The 16,911-nt window shown below is 59.6% G+C and carries 16 protein-coding genes; 12 read left to right on the forward strand and 4 right to left on the reverse strand.

Annotation, left to right across the window (positions count from 1 at the left end; genetic code table 11):
- Position 1: 1 nt before the first annotated feature.
- The 6 genes from AC07V9_RS08810 (at position 2) to dctM (ending at position 7,002) form a co-directional block, all read left to right on the forward strand.
- The gene (locus tag AC07V9_RS08810; protein ID WP_495015341.1) at positions 2-1,366 is read left to right on the forward strand and encodes an MmgE/PrpD family protein; all 1,365 of its coding nucleotides are present in this window, start codon (positions 2-4) and stop codon (positions 1,364-1,366) included.
- Between the two features lie 157 nt (positions 1,367-1,523).
- Complete coding sequence (locus tag AC07V9_RS08815) at positions 1,524-2,723, forward strand: CaiB/BaiF CoA transferase family protein (RefSeq protein WP_495015342.1); 1,200 nt, start codon at positions 1,524-1,526, stop codon at positions 2,721-2,723.
- 157 nt (positions 2,724-2,880) lie between these two features.
- Positions 2,881-3,711: an HpcH/HpaI aldolase/citrate lyase family protein gene (locus AC07V9_RS08820; RefSeq protein WP_495015343.1), complete on the forward strand. Its 831-nt coding sequence runs from the start codon at positions 2,881-2,883 to the stop codon at positions 3,709-3,711.
- A 286-nt stretch (positions 3,712-3,997) separates the two neighbouring features.
- The gene (locus AC07V9_RS08825; RefSeq protein WP_495015344.1) at positions 3,998-4,993 is read left to right on the forward strand and encodes a TRAP transporter substrate-binding protein; all 996 of its coding nucleotides are present in this window, start codon (positions 3,998-4,000) and stop codon (positions 4,991-4,993) included.
- 93 nt (positions 4,994-5,086) lie between these two features.
- A complete protein-coding gene (locus AC07V9_RS08830) occupies positions 5,087-5,719 on the forward strand; it encodes a TRAP transporter small permease (protein WP_495015345.1) in 633 nt (210 codons plus the stop codon).
- A complete protein-coding gene (dctM, locus tag AC07V9_RS08835) occupies positions 5,719-7,002 on the forward strand; it encodes a C4-dicarboxylate TRAP transporter large permease protein DctM (RefSeq protein WP_495015346.1) in 1,284 nt (427 codons plus the stop codon). The genes AC07V9_RS08830 and dctM overlap by 1 nt, the downstream gene beginning before the upstream one ends.
- Before the next feature lie 145 nt (positions 7,003-7,147).
- On the opposite strand, the gene AC07V9_RS08840 is transcribed toward dctM, so the two are convergent.
- Positions 7,148-7,933, reverse strand: coding sequence for an aldolase (locus AC07V9_RS08840; RefSeq protein ID WP_495015347.1), 786 nt, complete (start codon positions 7,931-7,933; stop codon positions 7,148-7,150).
- An 11-nt stretch (positions 7,934-7,944) separates the two neighbouring features.
- Positions 7,945-8,655, reverse strand: a complete 711-nt coding sequence (locus AC07V9_RS08845; protein WP_495015348.1) for a haloacid dehalogenase type II — start codon at positions 8,653-8,655, stop codon at positions 7,945-7,947.
- Between the two features lie 112 nt (positions 8,656-8,767).
- On the opposite strand from AC07V9_RS08845, the gene AC07V9_RS08850 reads away from it, so the two are divergent.
- A complete protein-coding gene (locus tag AC07V9_RS08850; protein ID WP_495015349.1) occupies positions 8,768-9,625 on the forward strand; it encodes a LysR substrate-binding domain-containing protein in 858 nt (285 codons plus the stop codon).
- Between the two features lie 172 nt (positions 9,626-9,797).
- On the opposite strand, the gene AC07V9_RS08855 is transcribed toward AC07V9_RS08850, so the two are convergent.
- A complete protein-coding gene (locus AC07V9_RS08855; protein ID WP_495015350.1) occupies positions 9,798-10,727 on the reverse strand; it encodes a hypothetical protein in 930 nt (309 codons plus the stop codon).
- 413 nt (positions 10,728-11,140) lie between these two features.
- On the opposite strand from AC07V9_RS08855, the gene AC07V9_RS08860 reads away from it, so the two are divergent.
- From AC07V9_RS08860 to AC07V9_RS08870, 3 genes are all read left to right on the forward strand, one after another.
- Entirely contained in the window at positions 11,141-11,617 is a 477-nt protein-coding gene (locus tag AC07V9_RS08860) for a GNAT family N-acetyltransferase (RefSeq protein WP_495015351.1), read from the forward strand.
- 370 nt (positions 11,618-11,987) lie between these two features.
- Positions 11,988-12,257: a DUF1652 domain-containing protein gene (locus AC07V9_RS08865; protein ID WP_495015352.1), complete on the forward strand. Its 270-nt coding sequence runs from the start codon at positions 11,988-11,990 to the stop codon at positions 12,255-12,257.
- Positions 12,258-12,719: 462 nt separating this feature from the next.
- Positions 12,720-13,079 carry a hypothetical protein gene (locus AC07V9_RS08870; protein WP_495015353.1) on the forward strand — a complete coding sequence of 120 codons (360 nt, stop codon included), beginning with the start codon at positions 12,720-12,722 and terminating at the stop codon, positions 13,077-13,079.
- 37 nt (positions 13,080-13,116) lie between these two features.
- Here AC07V9_RS08870 and AC07V9_RS08875 read toward each other — a convergent pair whose 3' ends face one another.
- Entirely contained in the window at positions 13,117-13,434 is a 318-nt protein-coding gene (locus AC07V9_RS08875) for a hypothetical protein (protein ID WP_495015354.1), read from the reverse strand.
- A gap of 898 nt (positions 13,435-14,332) precedes the next feature.
- Here AC07V9_RS08875 and AC07V9_RS08880 point away from each other — a divergent pair.
- Complete coding sequence (locus AC07V9_RS08880) at positions 14,333-15,763, forward strand: pyridine nucleotide-disulfide oxidoreductase (protein ID WP_495015355.1); 1,431 nt, start codon at positions 14,333-14,335, stop codon at positions 15,761-15,763.
- Positions 15,764-15,957: 194 nt separating this feature from the next.
- Positions 15,958-16,899 (forward strand): ketopantoate reductase family protein, encoded by a 942-nt coding sequence (locus AC07V9_RS08885; protein WP_495015356.1) that lies wholly within the window; start codon positions 15,958-15,960, stop codon positions 16,897-16,899.
- Positions 16,900-16,911 lie beyond the last annotated feature (12 nt).

Raw genomic sequence — 16,911 nt, forward strand, 5'->3', positions numbered from 1 at the left:
GATGAGTCATACCCAGGCAAGCCACACTCAGGTATTAGCGGGCTTCCTTGCCGAGCTGAAATACGAGCACATCCCAGGCCACGTGCTGGATCGCACCGAAGATTTGTTCCTGGACTGGATCGGCTCGGCGCTGGCGAGCAAAGGCGCGCGGCCGATCCCGGTGTTCGAGCGTTACGCCGAGCGCATGGGGCCTGCCAGCGGCAAGGCAAAAATCCTGGTCAACGGGCGCGGCACCTCGGCGTATTTCGCGGCGCTGGTCAATGGCGCGGCGTCGCATCTAGTCGAGCAGGATGACCTGCACAACAGCTCGGTGCTGCACCCGGCCACAGTGGTGTTTTCGGCGGTATTGGCAGCGGCGCAGGACCTGGGCAAATCCGGTCAGGATCTGCTGCTGGCGTCGGTCGCCGGTTATGAGGCCGGGATTCGCATTGGCGAGTTCATGGGTCGCTCGCACTACCGCATCTTTCACACCACGGCCACGGTTGGCACCCTGGCTGCGGCAGTGGCCGTGGGCAAGCTGCTGAACTTCAATCAAGAGCAGTTCATCAACCTGCTGGGGACTGCCGGCACGCAAGCGGCGGGCCTGTGGGAGTTCCTGCGCGATGCCGCGGATTCGAAACAGCTGCACACCGCCAAGGCCGCCGCCGATGGCTTGCTTTCGGCTTACCTGACCGAAGACGGTCTGACCGGTGCGCGCAATATTCTGGAAGGAGACCAAGGCATGGCCGCCGGGATGTCCAGCGACAGCGATGCCTCGAAGTTGTCGGATCGTCTGGGGTCGCGATGGGCGCTGGTCGAGACCTCGTTCAAATTCCACGCCTCGTGCCGCCACACCCATCCGGCCGCCGATGCGTTGTTGCACCTGATGCAGCGCGAAGGCCTGCGTCATGAGCAGATCGCCAAGGTCGTCACCCGTGTTCATCAGGGCGCGATCGATGTGCTGGGCCGTGTCGATGTGCCGCAAACCGTGCACCAGGCCAAGTTCTCCATGGGCGCGGTGCTGGGCCTGATTGCCGTGCACGGCAGCGCGCAGTTGATCGAGTTTCGCGATCTGGCGCTCACCGATGCGCAGGTGGCCGCCTTCCGCGAGAAGGTGACCATGGAGCTCGACCCTGAAGTCGACGGGGCGTATCCGGCGCGCTGGCTGGGCCGCGTGATCGTCACCACCACCGATGGCCGCACCCTGACGGCGGCCATCGACGACCCGAAAGGCGATCCGGGCAACACCCTGTCGCGCCCTGAACTGGAAGACAAGGTGCAGCGCCTGCTGGCCTTCTCCGGCGCCCGTTCGGTTGCCCAGGGCAAGGCGCTGATCGAACGGGTCTGGCACCTGCGCGATGCGCGGGATCTGGCGGATTTGGTGTGAGGCAGATCGTTGCCTGAGCGCTGAACCCGTGGGAGCGAATTCATTCGCGATTGCAATGTTCCAGACGCTGCAGATGGGTGGGATTGGACTGACGTCATCGCGGATGAATCCGCTCCCACGGTGATTCTGCGGCGTCTGGAAAATGAGGTTTACCAACATGACTCAACACAACCCCCGTCCGCTGGACGGCATCACCGTGATCAGCCTGGAGCACGCCATCGCGGCGCCATTCTGCACGCGGCAACTGGCGGACCTCGGCGCCCGCGTGATCAAGATCGAGCGTCCAGGTGTCGGTGACTTCGCCCGTGGTTACGACCAGCGCGTCGACGGCCTGGCCTCGCACTTCGTGTGGACCAACCGCTCCAAGGAAAGCCTGACCCTGGACCTGAAACAGGACGAGGCGGGCGACATCCTCGAATCTCTGCTGGGCCAGGCCGATGTGCTGGTGCAGAACCTCGCGCCCGGTGCCGCTGCACGCATGGGCCTGTCGTTCGAGGCGCTGCACGAACGCTTCCCGCGTTTGATCGTCTGCGACATTTCCGGCTATGGCGAAGGCGGCCCTTATGAAAAGAAGAAAGCCTACGACCTGCTGATCCAGAGCGAGGGCGGCTTTCTCTCGGTGACCGGCGGCCCCGGCGAAAACGAAATGGCCAAGGCCGGTTGTTCCATCGCCGACATCGCCGCGGGCATGTACGCCTACACCGGCATCCTTTCGGCGCTGCTGCTGCGGGACAAGACCGGCGAGGGTAGCCGCATCGACGTCAGCATGCTGGAAAGCCTGGTGGAGTGGATGGGCTACCCGATGTACTACGCCTACAACGGCGCGCCGCAGCCGCCACGGGCCGGCGCGTCGCACTCGACGATCTACCCGTACGGGCCGTTCCCGACCGGTGGTGGCGGCACGATCATGCTCGGGCTGCAGAACGAACGTGAATGGGCGCTGTTTTGCGAGAAGGTGCTGCTGAATAAGGCGCTGGCGACCGACGAGCGCTTCTCGGCCAACTTCAAACGCTCGGAAAACCGCGAAGTGCTGCGCCAGATCATCGTTGATGGTTTTGCCGCGTTGAGCGTGGATGAAGTGGTCGCGCGCCTCGAAGACGCACAGATCGCCAACGCCCGCGTGAACGACATGCATGGCGTCTGGGAACACCCGCAACTCAAGGCCCGCGACAGCTGGCGCGAAGTGGACAGCCCCTCCGGCCCGCTGCCGTCGCTGCTGCCGCCTGGACGCAATGCCGCCTTCACCCCGCGCATGGATGGCGTGCCGGGGTTGGGTCAGCACACGTCGAGCATTCTCGACGAGCTGGGTTTCAGTGCTGACGATCAGGCGCGGATGGTCAAGGCCGGGGTGGTTTAGGTCGCCCTCTGGCCGCGATCTTATGGCGGACACGGTTTCACTGTGGGAGCGAATTCATTCGCGATTGGCCGGTACATTCGACGCATTTCCATCGGTCTCACCGACGTCTCGCGAATGAGTTCGCTCCCACAGAATAAATTTCACAAGGAAATACACCATGCCCCAACCCATCGTCCGCTCCGCACTGTTCGTGCCCGGCAGCCGACCCGAACGCTTTGCCAAGGCGATGGCCGCAGGTGCCGATGCGGTGATCGTCGACTTCGAAGACGCCGTGGAAGAACCCCTCAAGCGTCAGGCCCGGGACAACCTTGCAGCGTTCCTGCAAGAGCACCCGCAAGCGGCTGTCTGGGTGCGGGTCAATGCGCCCGATCACGCCGAGCACCGCGCGGATCTGGCGTTCTGCAAACAGCATGCGGGCGTGGCCGGGGTGCTGTTGCCGAAAGTCGAGAGCGCCGCCCAGTTGGCGGCGGTCTGGCAGACCGGTAAACCGATCTGGCCGATCATCGAGAGTGCCAAGGGCTTGCTGGCGCTGGAGCAGATCGCCCATGCACCGGGGGTCGAGCGCCTGTCGTTCGGCGGGCTGGACCTGGCGCTGGACCTGAATCTGAACAGCGGCAGCCACGCCGCACAGGTGTTTCTCGATCAGGCGCGCATGTCGGTGCAACTGCATTCGCGAGGCGCTGACCTGCTGCCGCCGCTGGACGGCGTACACCCGGCGATTGGCGATCCCGAAGGGCTGCATCGCGCGATTCGTCACGCCTACGACATGGGCTACGGCGGCGCATTGTGCATCCACCCCAAGCAGGTTCCGGTGATTCATGGGGCATTGGCCCCCAGTGCCGAGGATCTGGAGTGGGCCCGCAAGGTCGTGGCCGCGAGTGCCGCGGCACAGGGCGCGGGGGCGTTCCAGCTGGACGGGCAAATGGTCGATGCGCCGGTGCTGCTGCGCGCGCAACGGTTGTTGGCGTTGGCGCAGACCGGGAGCTGACATGGACCCCTGTGGGAGCGAATTCATTCGCGAAAAATCGTCCAGACAACAGAGATATATTGAATGTGCTGGCCCCTCGCGAATGAATTCGCTCCCACAGAGAGTTCTGCCGCGCAGCTGAGGAGGGCAGGTGCGTGATATCCCGCGTTCAGCTAAACCGAACGCTGGCTTATTGAAAAGCTGATTCTACAAACACCCCGCGTTGGGCATCGTTAAATAGCACAACGCTCATGACCCACCGACTGCTATATACATAAGCTCTTACAAAAATAAAAAGGTGATATCGATGTTGAAGCTGACCAAGGCGCTGTTCTGCGCCGCTGCAGTGTCCATGGCCGGGATGGCCTGCGCTGACCCGATCGTGATCAAGTTCGCCCACGTGGTGGCGGAAAACACGCCAAAAGGCCAGGGCGCCTTGATGTTTCAGAAAATGGTGGCTGCCGATCCGGCCTTGAAAGACAAGGTCAAGGTCGAGGTCTACCCCAACTCCTCGCTGTTCGGCGACGGCAAGGAAATGGAAGCCCTGCTGCTCGGCGACGTGCAGATGCTGGCGCCGTCCCTGGCCAAGTTCGAGCAGTACACCAAAAAGACCCAGATCTACGACCTGCCGTTTCTGTTCAACGACCTGGCGGCGGTCGATCGCTTCCAGCAGGGGCCGCAGGGTAAGGCGCTGCTGACCTCCATGGACGACAAGGGCATCCACGGCCTGGCTTACTGGCACAACGGCCTCAAGCAACTGTCGGCGAACAAGAAGATGGTCGACCCCAAGGACGCCCGAGGCCTGAAATTCCGCGTACAGGCGTCGAGCGTGCTTGAGGCGCAGTTCGTCGCGCTGCACGCCAACCCCCGCAAAATGAGCTTCGCTGAGGTCTATCAGGGCCTGCAGACCGGCACCGTCAACGGCACCGAGAACACCTGGTCGAACTACGAAAGCCAGAAGGTCAACGAGGTGCAGCCGTTCTTCACCGAGTCCAACCACGGCTTGATCGACTACATGGTCATCACCAACGCCAAGTTCTGGAACGGCCTGCCCGCTGACGTGCGCGATGAGCTGCAGAAGATCATGGATCAGGTCACCGTCGAGGTGAACAAGCAGGCCGAAGCCCTGAACCAGACCGCCAAGCAGAAGATCATCGACTCCAAGACCAGCGAGATCGTGACCCTCACCCCCGAGCAGCGGGCCAAATGGCGCGAAGTCATGAAGCCGGTCTGGGACAAGTTCTCCGATGAAATCGGCGCCGACCTGATCAAGGCTGCAGACGATTCGAACAAAGCGCCTTGAGCCCTCAAGGCGCGATTTGATCGATACAGGCAGTGATGTCTGCGTGGCCATCAGGTTCCTGATGGCCGCTCTCTCTACGTTCGGAGAATTCTTATGCAATCGCTGACGCGACTCTGGGAGCATCTGGAGGAGGGCCTCATCGCTTTCCTGCTGGCTGCCATGACGCTGGTGACATTCGTCTATGTGGCGCTGAACAACATCTACACGCTGTTTTACACCCTCAGCGATCAGTGGGCGGTCAGCAGCGATTTTTTCGCAGGGATCGGCGACCACTTGATGGGCTATGCCCAGGGTATGACCTGGAGCGTGGCGCTGACCAAGGCCCTCTTCGGCTGGCTGATCTTCTTCGGCATCTCTTATGGGGTGCGAACCGCTGGACACCTGGGGGTCGACGCGCTGGTGAAAAAGACCAGCAAACCGGTGCAGCGGATCCTTGCCATGTTGGCCTGCGCCTGCTGCCTGGCCTATGCCGGGCTGTTTCTGGTAGCCAGTTACAAATGGGTCTCGGCCTTGTTCGTTGCCGGTATCGGTGCCGAAGACCTGGACCGTTACGGCATCAAGATCGCGTACATCACGGTGATCGTGCCCATTGGCTTCGCCCTGGTGATCGCCCGGTATCTGGAAATCCTCTATCGCATCTGGACCCACCGTCAGACCGGCCTGGGGCTGGCTGACGAAGCGGCAGAAGCCAGCAAACTGGCCAATCCTGATGGGGAGCAACACTGATGACCGTTCTTTGCCTGTTTCTGTTGCTGTTCGTTTTCATGTTTTTAGGCGTGCCCATTGCGATCTCGCTGGGCCTGTCCGGTGCGGTGTCGATCCTGCTGTTCAGCCAGGACTCGCTCAGCTCGCTGGCGATCAAGCTGTTCGAAACCTCCGACAGCTACACCTTTCTGGCGATTCCGTTCTTCCTGCTGTCCGGTGCGTTCATGACCACCGGTGGCGTCGCGCAGCGGCTTATCGATTTCGCCAACGCCTGCGTCGGTCACATTCGCGGCGGTCTGGCGATTGCGGCGGTGTTGGCGTGCATGCTGTTCGCGGCGCTGTCGGGTTCATCGCCTGCGACGGTTGCTGCGGTGGGTTCGATCGCCGTGGCGGGGATGGTGCGCTCGGGTTACCCGAAAGAATTCGGCGCCGGGATTATCTGTAACGCAGGGACCTTGGGGATTCTGATTCCGCCTTCCATCGTCATGGTGGTGTACTCGGCCGCCACCGAAACCTCGGTGGGCAAGCTGTTCATCGCCGGCGTGGTGCCGGGCATCCTGCTGGGCGTGATCCTTATGGTGGTGATCTATATCGTCGCCCGGGTCAAGAAACTGCCTGCACAGCCTCGCGTGTCGTTCCGTCAATGGCTGGCCACGGCACGCCGTGCGTTCTGGGGCTTGTTGCTGCTGGTGATCATCCTTGGCGGGATCTACAGCGGCATGTTCACTCCGACTGAAGCTGCGGCCGTGGCGGCGGTCTACTCGGCGTTCATTGCGCTGTTCGTCTACAAGGACATGCGCCTGCGCGACTGCCCGAAGGTGCTGCTGGAGTCGGGCCGGTTGTCGATCATGCTGATGTTCATCATCGCCAACGCGATGCTGTTCGCCCATGTATTGACCACTGAGCAGATCCCGCAGCAAATCACCAACTGGGTGATTTCCGAAGGGCTGACGCCGATCGGTTTCCTGATCATGGTCAACGTTGTGTTGCTGGTGGCAGGGAGCTTCATGGAGCCATCGGCGATCGTGCTGATCCTGGCGCCAATCTTCTTCCCGATCGCGACCAAGCTTGGGATCGATCCGATTCACCTGGGGATCGTGATGGTGGTGAACATGGAGATCGGGCTGGTGCACCCACCGGTCGGGCTGAACCTGTTCGTGACCTCGGCGGTGACGGGGCTGACCCTGGGCCAGACAATTCGTGCAGCCTTGCCGTGGTTGTCTATTCTGTTGCTGTTCCTGATTCTGGTGACGTATGTGCCGTTCATTTCGCTGGCGTTGCCGAACTGGCTGGGAATGCCTTGAGGGCTTGCTGAGCCTGTAATCGAACTGTGAGCGCAGTGCCTTGGCCCTCGTCGACCTTTGGTCTTCGAGGGCTTTTTTCGTTGCCATCGTAACCTGCGACTGCTCCTGCAGGAGATCGGGGCGTCTCCCTGACTGCCAACACGCCTTAAAAAAGGAAATCCCCCTCATGCCGCGCCAGCATCCGCTTCACACTCTCCAGATGCAACCTAGCACTTTCGGCATTTTCCTCGCGCATTTGCCGAGCCGTGCGCAGCAGGACCTCCGGGGCAATGGGCTTTAGAGGGCGCCCGGTGCTCATGGCCTTGAGCTGCACCTCAGCTGCCCGCTCCAGGTAATACAGGTCATCCCACGCCTGCGCGATGCTGTGGGCCGTCACCATCACCCCATGATTCTTCAGAAACACAATGTCCGCGTCATCCATCGCCGCCGCGATCCGGTCGCCCTCCTGATTGTCCAGCGCCAGACCGTTGTAATCCTCATCCACTGCCACCCGCCCGTAAAATTTCAAGGCCGTCTGCCCGGCCCACACCAGGGGTTCGCCTTCGAGCATCGCCAGTGCTGTGGCGTTGGGCATATGAGTGTGGAACGCCGCCACCGCGCCCGGCTTGTGCAGGTGCAGCCGCGCATGGATATAGAACGCCGTCGCCTCAGGCTTGCCATCGCCGGCAATCACATTGCCGTTGAAATCGCAGACCAACAGGCTCGACGCGGTGATCTCGGCAAACGACAACCCATACGGATTGACCAGAAACAAGTCCGGATGCCCCGGCACCAAGGCCGAAAAATGGTTGCAGATCCCTTCGCTCAACCCCAGCCGCGCCGCCATGCGCAGGCTGGCGGCCAGGTCGATGCGCGCTGCGCGCACGGCCGCGGTGTCGAGGTCGTGGTCATTGCGCTCGTTGAGGTTGCTGATACGCAGGTCGTGCGCCATGCCGCGTCTCCTTATTCGTTCACCCAGCCCTTGCTGCGCAGGTAATCCGGCACGCGGGACAGGTCTGCCAGTGTGGCGTCAGGAGTGTAGTCCGGCAGTGGCTTGCGCTGGGTGCCACGGTCGATCCACACGCAACGAAAGCCCATGCCTTTGGCCGCTTCCAGATCCAGATGAGGGCTGGCGCAGATGTGCAGGACCTCGTCGAGCTTCACCCCCAGCTGCGCGTGGGCATGGAGGAACACGCGGTGATCGGGTTTATACGCCTGGGCCTGTTGCGCGGTGATCACCCGGTCGATGTGGCCGCCCAGTTGTGCAACATTGCCCGCGATGATGTCGTCATCGGTGTTGGAGACGATGCACAGGTTGAAGCCCTGATCCTTCAGCCAGTGGAGCGTGTTGACCACTTCGGGAAACGGCGGCATCTGGCCGATGCGGCGGATCAGGCCCTCGGCGTCTTCGGGTTCGCAGGGCAGCCCGAGTTCTTCCAGGGTCAGTGCCATGGCTTGGCGCGAGATGTCGGCAAACGAGCGCCAAGGCGGAGTTTGTTCCAGGCGATGTTCGTGACGATCGTACACGGCCAGAAAGGTGTCGATGTCCGGTTGCCCGCGGCCCTTGCGTTCAAGCAGTTGGCGCACATAGCTGAGCAGGCCTTCGTCCCACTGGATCAGGGTGCCGTAGCAGTCAAAGGTCAGCCAGCGGGGGCGAGGAGGGGATAGGGTCATGGATCGTCTCCTGATAAATGAAGGTGTGGCTGCAGGTTAGGAGGCGTGGCGTTAAGCGTAAAATTAAATTAGATTGAAAAAATAAGTCGAAAATCGAATTTAAGGCCACGTCATGTTCGATCTGGAATTGCTGCGCACCTTCGTCTCTGTCGTCGACTCGGGCGGTTTTACCAAAGCCGGCGAGCGGGTCAATCGCACTCAGTCCACGGTCAGCCAGCAGATACGCAAGCTGGAAGAGCAACTCGGGCGCCCCTTGCTGCTGCGTCAGCGCGCCAGCAAGCACATCGAGCTGACCGAAGACGGCGAGCGCCTGATCGGCTATGCGCGGCGGCTGGTCGCGCTGGCGTTGGAAGCCCACAGCGTACTTTGCCGAGGCGATGAAACCGGTGTGGTGAAGCTGGGCGTTCCCGAGGATTTCGATGTGCAGAGGCTCATGACCCTGCTCTCGGGGTTCGCGCAAACCCACCCGCGCATTCGTCTGGATACCGTCAACGGTCTGAGCGTCGATCTGAATGCGCGTCTGGACAGCAAGGACATCGACCTGGCGCTGGTCAAACGTGATCGCAGTCCGAAGCAAGAGCCCGCGCTGGCGAGTTGGCCGGAACAGGTGAACTGGGTCGCCGGGCGCAACGTGCAGGTGATCGATGACCCTGTGCCGCTGGTGGTCTACCCCCAGGGCTGCATTTATCGCAATCGCATCATCCACGCACTGGAGGCGTCCGGACGTCGTTGGCGCGTTGCGTTTGCCAGTCAGAGTCTGGCGGGAATTCAGGCGGCGGTGTCGGCGGGGCTGGGGATCAGCCTGCTGCCAACGTCGGCCATGCTTGATGACCATCGTCTGTTGAACGAGGAGGAGGGGTTTACCCGCGTGCCGCCCAGCGAGCTGGCGCTGATCAGCGGCTCACGTCTATTGACCGACGTGCAGCGTACGCTGGTGGACTACATGAAAGGGCAGATGAGCGGAAACTGATCCGGGTACTTTTCTCAAGGCATAAAAAATCCGCGCAGACCCTGTGATTCCAAGGGCGCCGCGCGGATCGTCTACGACTCGGTCAGTGCATGAACAGAGCGATCAGGATGATCACCGGGATTGGCACACCCAGGAACCACAGCAGTAATGAGCGCATGATGAATCTCCTTGATCAACGAACGTTGGATGTGCTGTAGGCACGGGTTTCGACATAAGTAACGGCGTCGCGGCGACGGCCACCCCAGATTGCAGCGAGGCTGGCGACGAACGCGCCGCAGAGCAGGGCAACGAAGGTCCACAGCGCAGTCATGGCAGCGACTTTGGCGGCGGTTTCGGCAGCCTGTTGGGCTTTGAGCTTGGCATCGGCAACAGCCTGTTTAGCCTGGCCGTAGACCTGATCGACGCGAGCTTGCGCATCGGCCTGGCTCAGGTTGGTACGTTGAGCCACCAGTTGTGCAAGGTAAGTACGGTCTTCAGGAGCCAGTTGACCGTCGTTGGCCAACGTCTTGGCGAAGATCCGTACCACGACGCCGCGAGCGGCATCGTCGCTGACAGCGGCCGGGCGGTCATCACGGAACAGCGAATCGACGAAATAACCGTACTGGTCGCCACTGGTATTACCGGCGGCGGAGCCTGCAGCCACAGCGGCAGTACCGGCCACGCCGGCCACCGCGCTGGCACCGGCCTTCACGCCACTGCCTACCATGCCACTGACGGAACCGACGATCAGCACCGCGGCCACCAGGGTCGCGATGGCCCAGGACAGAAAGCCGTGGGCGGTGTCGCGGAAATACACTTCATCGCCATGCATGTTCGACCACTTCACCCGCAGGCGACCGGCCAGGTAACCGCCGAGGCCGGAGGCGACGATTTGAGTGAACGCGAGCCAGACCACCGTTGAGATGCCCAGGGTCTTGGCACTGGCGCCTTCGTTGGCCCAAGGCGACATGGCCGAGAAGCCAAGGCCCGAACCCAGCAGCACCAATATCAGGGATAACGCAGCGGCGCCCGCGGCACCGGCAAGGATTGCGCCCCAGGACACGCCTGAGACAGAGGAAGGTTCTTCAATTGCGGCAGGGTAGGAATCAGGCGAGACATTCATCGTTGTGCTCCGTGCGAATAGAATAATTGTGTGACTTCGCAGGGGATATTGCATTCACTGTGCCAGCCAGGAGTTTTGTAAAAAAACGTTATAAATCAAGCATTTAAAAATGTTTAAAAGTCTGAAGTTCATGCAAATTGCATGAATCTTCTCCTGTTCACAGGCGTTCTGCCCGGTCATGAAAAGTTCAGTGTGTTCATGGGCTTGCACGGGCTTTTTAGCGTTTCGGTGAAAGGCGGCGACACATGCGGGCACAAAAGAGTGAAAAAACGGTCTCATGCGGTCAGTGCTGCCCTTCATCAATAGCAGCACTGACGCCTATAAAGGCTCTAGAACCGACAGGGTAATGTCTTGGTGCCAGCCATTGGCCTATAGTCACCCCTCAGGCCCCTGTCTCTTCGAGAGGTAACACCATGTTCTTGCATCGCCCCCTGGAAGAAAAAGACATCCCGGCCATTTGCGACATGCCTCAGAGTGTCGACGAGCTGTTTTACATGTTTCCTAGGGCCGAGTTTCCGCTGACGCCCTCCCAGCTCGTGGATGCCATTGACCAACGCTCCGACAACACGGTGATCGAACTGGACGGCGAGATCGTCGGCTTTGCCAACTTTTCCCGGTTTGATTTTCGCGGTCGGTGTTCCATGGGCAATGTCATCATCGCGCCCCATGCTCGATCCAAAGGGGTGGGCCGCTACATGTTGGGTTGCATGATGGAGCTGGCTTTCGGCAAACATGAGGCCAAAGAGCTGACGGCGTCCTGCTTCAACCACAACGTGCCCGGCCTGCTGTTCTATCCCAAACTGGGCTTCAAACCCTTCGCCATCGAGGAGCGGCTCGACAAGCATGGCAAGCGGGTGGCGCTCATTCATCTGCGTTTGCCCCATGCTTGAGCGGCGTCATGTCATTCGTCGGCTGTCGTTACAGTAGCCGACGAATGGCTGCCCTGTTTGAGGGCTGATCTGACGGCTTTTCCTCTTCCTGATCTCTCATTGCCGAATGAAATGCGCCGTTTTTTGCGTGCAGTCTCAGTGATGAAACGTTTTTTCATCGTCCATTATTTGTCTCGTCCTTAATCAGGGCGCGGCGGGGCGCCGCATTGCTTCAATACAGGGCGAGGCGTATAACTTGGTTATTCGCCAATAACCCAGAAGGTCATGTGACGAATGGGGATAAACCGTATTTATCCAGGGAAGTTCTTGATAAAAGTACAGGCGGTTGCTGTCTTTGTATGTCAGAAAGCGCCTAAGGAGGATATCGCTAATGATTGCATGCATTCTCTCGAATCTTGAGTTGCGCGGCATGATTGAAAGTGCACTACAACCTTGGCAATGCAACTGCTCCATCATGGACGGCACCATGACCGTTGAAGTTATCGACCCCGTCACCGGTCGTGTGGAAGTGCTGAAGCGCGGCATCAAACTGGACCGCTTGGATACCAGCCGGGCGATCTGTGAACTGATCCACGAGCTGCGCATTGGCGCTGACCTACGCCATAGTCAACCCAATCAGGGACATGCGTTGGCCAGTTAATTAATAGCTGTTGTTTTCCTTGAATGAACGCCCGTGATGAAACTCGTGTCAGGGGCGTTTTTGTGTGTGGTGTCGTTGCACTCCGCGTAATGGAGAAGTGTGGATACGTTCCATCAGTCGGCCGAAAAACATTCATTGAATAAATTTCTCATTCTTTCGAATGGAGGCAAGCTGGCGATGGCATGCAAATGGAGTGACGAACTCCACGTTATACAGTCAATAAGTAACAGGATATGTTCTCTCATGCCAGTTCAGATCGGCTCGCCCCATGTGCGCATAGCCACCCATCCGCTGTTCGTTGAGCCAACGCCTCACATGCCTCTGGCAAAGGTCTTCATTACCTTTTATCTTTAGCCCGCCACCGGCGGCTGAACGCCGATCTCAATTCGAGGGAAATGCATGGCTGACCACCGACCCCAGGACGTCCATCAGCGGCTTGAGGGGAATGATCACAGACAATCGATGCGTCGACGCAAGGTCATGCTGGGCATCGGTCTGCTGCTGTGTGTGGTGGTGGCCTGTGTGACAGCCATTTTGACGATGCTGCAACGCCTGGAAGCGCGCAATGCCACGTTCCAGCCGCCGATGACCGCCCTCGAGCGTCAGCGTCTTTTGCCAAAGGATCCGGTGCTCGATGCCGCTCCCAGGCTCGACGGTTTGCGGTATGGCGATGAGGTCGAGATCAAGACCGCCGAGTTCTCACCGGTTGAGGACCAGGCCCACGATGAGCATCTTCCCCTCAGTCATGCAATGATCCTGCGAACTCAGGACCTTCACGCCGATACCCATTCGGATCTGCAGCCTGCTCGCCAGACCCGGTAACACAGCCCGTCGCTCCCTACATCTAGCGCCTTCGCTGTCAATGCATCCGGCGGCGATGCTCGTTCTCAAACAACAATCTGAACGTCCCTTCGCCTTCTTCATTGATTACGCTGTGCTCGCGAATCGGGCCGGCTTCGATTTGCCCTTCCATGGCCACGCGGATAACGGAGGACTTGGCCAAGTAGTCCGGCACTTCACCGATGATGATCAACTCTCGTAGTGATTGTCCGCCGTGCTCGATGGTCGCCAGCCGCACCCGGCAAGTCGCCTGCATCGGGATGGGCCCGAAAAGCGTGTCTCGGGAATAATCGATTTCGGCAATGCTGGAGTGAAAATTTTTCTCCGTGTTCATCATGACAACCTCTATGTCCATTCAGAAATGTGCGACAGCCTGATCATGGGGCCAGATGCATTTGAAATAGTTCTGGTTTTTTTACCGAAGGCATGGCCGCTCATCGGCAAGGTGAAAATATTCTCATTGCCATGAACGAAAAGAGCGATTTCCGGCGTCATTATTTTGCTGAGAACGAAGTGCTGTGAAAAAAAACACAGGGACGTCTTCGGGTCGGTCATAACGACGTATTTGTGAATGGCGGAAAAATGGCAACTTGTTGAGTACAAATAGCGATAACGACAAAGTTTATTAGTTTGCTAAAGGTGGCAAAAATAGGTTTTTTGATGTTAAAAACCAATGGGGACAGGTCGGTGTTGAAAAACATTGACGTCAATTTTTAATTAACAGTAAAAACAATAGGTTGCGTCTGTTAAATTGATGTTCGGCGATTTTCTCGAAAATTTGACACTTTCCGGCTTTTTTGAAACTATCACTCTACGGATTTCCTCTTGTAATACTTTGTAACAGCTTTAGCGAGCCACTCTCAATTCCCGAAAGCCTTGATTCAGGGCGCTTGGCGAAATGGCGGTAGCGTCTCTGGTCGCCCGAGGCTGGTCGTACGAACGTTACATATACTTTCTCGAATGCCTTCAGCATACGTGTTCAGAACGGACTGGGCATGGGCCTATTTCCCCAGGTTTCGGTTAGCGGGAACACGTTCTGAGCTGCCTGCGTTGACACAGTCGTTATTGCAACTGTGGCAGGAGCTGTATTCCGGTTTTAATGATGTTCATTGTTGTATCAAGTTGGAAATAAATAAAAAGCACGTCAGGGCGGGCGATAGGTTGTGCTCGTTGTACAGGGTTCAGGTGGATGTTGGGATGCACCTGATGCATCGACTAAGTATGGGGTCACGATTATGTATGGAGATCATCTGGAAACCGTGTGCGGATGCGTAGTAGGGGGGGCCGGACCAGCAGGGATGGGGTTGCTGTTCAATGCGTTGAAGAGCGGCGCTATGCCTGAACTGGCCAGGGAAGGCCTGATCATTGTCGATGCAAGCCCCAACCCCGGCACTGGCCGGTTGGGCGACTACAGGATTACCGCCAACTCGGTGGGCGACGTTTTCCTCGATTGCCTGCGCGATCCTGCGTTGCGCGATGTGTTCGAGCCACTCGAGCATTCCCCGGCCTACTGGCGCATCCGTCGTCAGGCTCAAAGCGCCCCGCAATTGGCGGATGTCGCCGAGCTGCTGGCGCAAGCCTCGACCCTGGTACTCAACTTCATCGTCGAACATTACGGCGTGAAGCTGTGGACCAGCACCACCATCACCGAGGTGGTCCACGAAGACGACGAATATCAGGTCTGGGTCGAGTCTGAAGGGCACACCCGCCGTATTCGCTGCCGTGCGGTGGTGCTCAATCTGGGCGGTCGCCAGGACCCTCAGCACTTGCTCGACAGCCTTGCCGATCAGGGGCTTGCCGTCTCGCCGTCGGCCAAGGTGCAGAGCGCCGACGCACTGTTGCGCATGAATGGCGTGCAATTGCGTGACTTCTTCGCCCCGACCCTGGCACGCAAAGGCCGGATCAGCGTGGTGGGCGGCTCTCACAGTGCATTCTCGGTGCTCGAAAACCTGGCGGACGCGCTGGAGTTTGCTGGCCTCAGCGAAGTGACATTGGTGCATCGCTCGCCGGTCCGGCTGTTCTACGAGACCGCCGAGGCGGCCGTTGAGGCTGGTTATGTCTTTGACCCTCTCCAGGACGTGTGCCCGGTGTCTGGCCGGGTCAACCGCTCGGGCGGCTTGCGTTATCGTGCGCTGGACGTCGGTCGTGAGGCGCTGGCTAATGGGCACATCGGCAAAACCGGTGTCCGGGTGCAGATGCTACAAACCCGCAATGGCGCTGAAGGCCAGTATGAAAGCGCGCGCAGTGCTCTGGCTGAATCCGAGGTGGTCGTACAATGCACCGGTTACCAGCCATTGCTGCCGACGCTGACCTATGCCGGCGGTGGCGCGATCAGCCTGATGGCGGTCAAGGGCGGGGTGGACTCCGACACCTCTGGTTGCCCGCTGGACAGCAACGGTCAGCGTCTCTACGGCTTGCATCTGTTCGGACTGGGCGCTGGCCTTGGCGTCGACCCGCGTCTGGGCAGCGAGGCCTCATTCGACGGGCGCATCTACGGCGTTTGGCAATTCCACCACGATGCCAGCGGCGCGGTCATTGATTCTGTTCTGGCCCGCCTGCAGCAACCGGTCATCCGGCCTGTGAGCCTGGCTCATCGCCTGGTCGCCAATCGCGAAGAACAACGCCAGCCGTTCATATGGCCGGTGCTGGCCAGCGCGCAGTCCTGACTCTCCTTGCAAGACGTATGTCCCGAGCCGCCTCGTGTGGTTCGGGATTTTTTTTGCCCGGCGTTCGCGTATGGGCGCAAGGGTTGGGCCAAAATAATATGTTTGTCATCATCCTGCTTTTGGATAGAGTCGACGCCTTCATCTATTCTGGGGTGTCCGGACACCTCAGACTGACTCGACAAGGAACCGACAGAATGCATATTTTGATCGTGGGTGCAGGCGCGATAGGCGGGTATTTTGGCGGGCGATTGCTGGAGGCCGGGCGCGAGGTGACCTTTCTGGTTCGCCCTGGTCGAGCCGAGGAGCTGGACCGCGACGGCCTGATCGTGCGCAGCCCGTTGGGCAACATTCTCTACCCTTCGCCACCCCATGTGATGACACCGATGCTGGACCAGACCTACGATCTGATTCTGCTCAGTTGCAAGGCCTATGACCTGGACGCGGCAATGGAGTCCTTCTCGGCCGCCGTCGGCCCTGAGACCCTGATCCTGCCGCTGCTCAACGGCATGGCCCATCTGGATCGCCTGGCCGAGCGCTTTGCCCCGGAAAACGTGCTGGGCGGGCAGTGCCTGATTTCCCTGGACCGGGATGCATCAGGCGCGATTCTACATTTGAACGACACCAATCAGCTGTCTTTTGGCGAGCTGAGCGGCGCTTCGACGCCACGCATTCTCAAGGTCGCCCAAGCATTGGCCGATGCAGGATTCGATGCGAACCTGAGTCAGCAGATCGTGCAGGAGATGTGGGAAAAGTGGTGCTTCATCGCAACCGCTGCAGGCATCACCGGCGCCATGCGCGCGAGCATTGGGGATGTATTGGTCAGCGGTGGCGAGGGGCTGATCCTCACGTTGCTGGACGAATGCGCCCGTGTTGCCGAGCACGCCGGCCACGCGCTGCGCAATGACGTACGCGAACGATTTCAGAAGATGCTGACCACCCATGGCTCGAAGATGACGGCCTCCATGCTGCGTGACATCGAGCGCGGCGTGCCGATTGAAGTCGAGCACGTGATTGGCGACATGATCGCTCGCCGATCCAGCAGCGACAAACACGCTGAGGGCGGGTTGTCGGTGCTGGATGTGGTCTATCTGCACCTCAAATCTTACGAGGCCCGGCGGGTGCGCGAGGGGGGCTGAAGCTTCAGGCCG

It is taken from the genome of Pseudomonas sp. GW821-FHT02A11, from assembly GCF_059421985.1.

Bases quoted from the DNA above. Each gene is read 5' to 3' on its own strand.
- AC07V9_RS08810 (WP_495015341.1), top strand. From the start codon at position 2: ATGAGTCATACCCAGGCAAGCCACACTCAGGTATTAGCGGGCTTCCTT.
- AC07V9_RS08815 (WP_495015342.1), top strand. From the start codon at position 1,524: ATGACTCAACACAACCCCCGTCCGCTGGACGGCATCACCGTGATCAGC.
- AC07V9_RS08820 (WP_495015343.1), top strand. From the start codon at position 2,881: ATGCCCCAACCCATCGTCCGCTCCGCACTGTTCGTGCCCGGCAGCCGA.
- AC07V9_RS08825 (WP_495015344.1), top strand. From the start codon at position 3,998: ATGTTGAAGCTGACCAAGGCGCTGTTCTGCGCCGCTGCAGTGTCCATG.
- AC07V9_RS08830 (WP_495015345.1), top strand. From the start codon at position 5,087: ATGCAATCGCTGACGCGACTCTGGGAGCATCTGGAGGAGGGCCTCATC.
- dctM (WP_495015346.1), top strand. From the start codon at position 5,719: ATGACCGTTCTTTGCCTGTTTCTGTTGCTGTTCGTTTTCATGTTTTTA.
- AC07V9_RS08840 (WP_495015347.1), bottom strand. From the start codon at position 7,933: ATGGCGCACGACCTGCGTATCAGCAACCTCAACGAGCGCAATGACCAC.
- AC07V9_RS08845 (WP_495015348.1), bottom strand. From the start codon at position 8,655: ATGACCCTATCCCCTCCTCGCCCCCGCTGGCTGACCTTTGACTGCTAC.
- AC07V9_RS08850 (WP_495015349.1), top strand. From the start codon at position 8,768: ATGTTCGATCTGGAATTGCTGCGCACCTTCGTCTCTGTCGTCGACTCG.
- AC07V9_RS08855 (WP_495015350.1), bottom strand. From the start codon at position 10,727: ATGAATGTCTCGCCTGATTCCTACCCTGCCGCAATTGAAGAACCTTCC.
- AC07V9_RS08860 (WP_495015351.1), top strand. From the start codon at position 11,141: ATGTTCTTGCATCGCCCCCTGGAAGAAAAAGACATCCCGGCCATTTGC.
- AC07V9_RS08865 (WP_495015352.1), top strand. From the start codon at position 11,988: ATGATTGCATGCATTCTCTCGAATCTTGAGTTGCGCGGCATGATTGAA.
- AC07V9_RS08870 (WP_495015353.1), top strand. From the start codon at position 12,720: ATGCGTCGACGCAAGGTCATGCTGGGCATCGGTCTGCTGCTGTGTGTG.
- AC07V9_RS08875 (WP_495015354.1), bottom strand. From the start codon at position 13,434: ATGATGAACACGGAGAAAAATTTTCACTCCAGCATTGCCGAAATCGAT.
- AC07V9_RS08880 (WP_495015355.1), top strand. From the start codon at position 14,333: ATGTATGGAGATCATCTGGAAACCGTGTGCGGATGCGTAGTAGGGGGG.
- AC07V9_RS08885 (WP_495015356.1), top strand. From the start codon at position 15,958: ATGCATATTTTGATCGTGGGTGCAGGCGCGATAGGCGGGTATTTTGGC.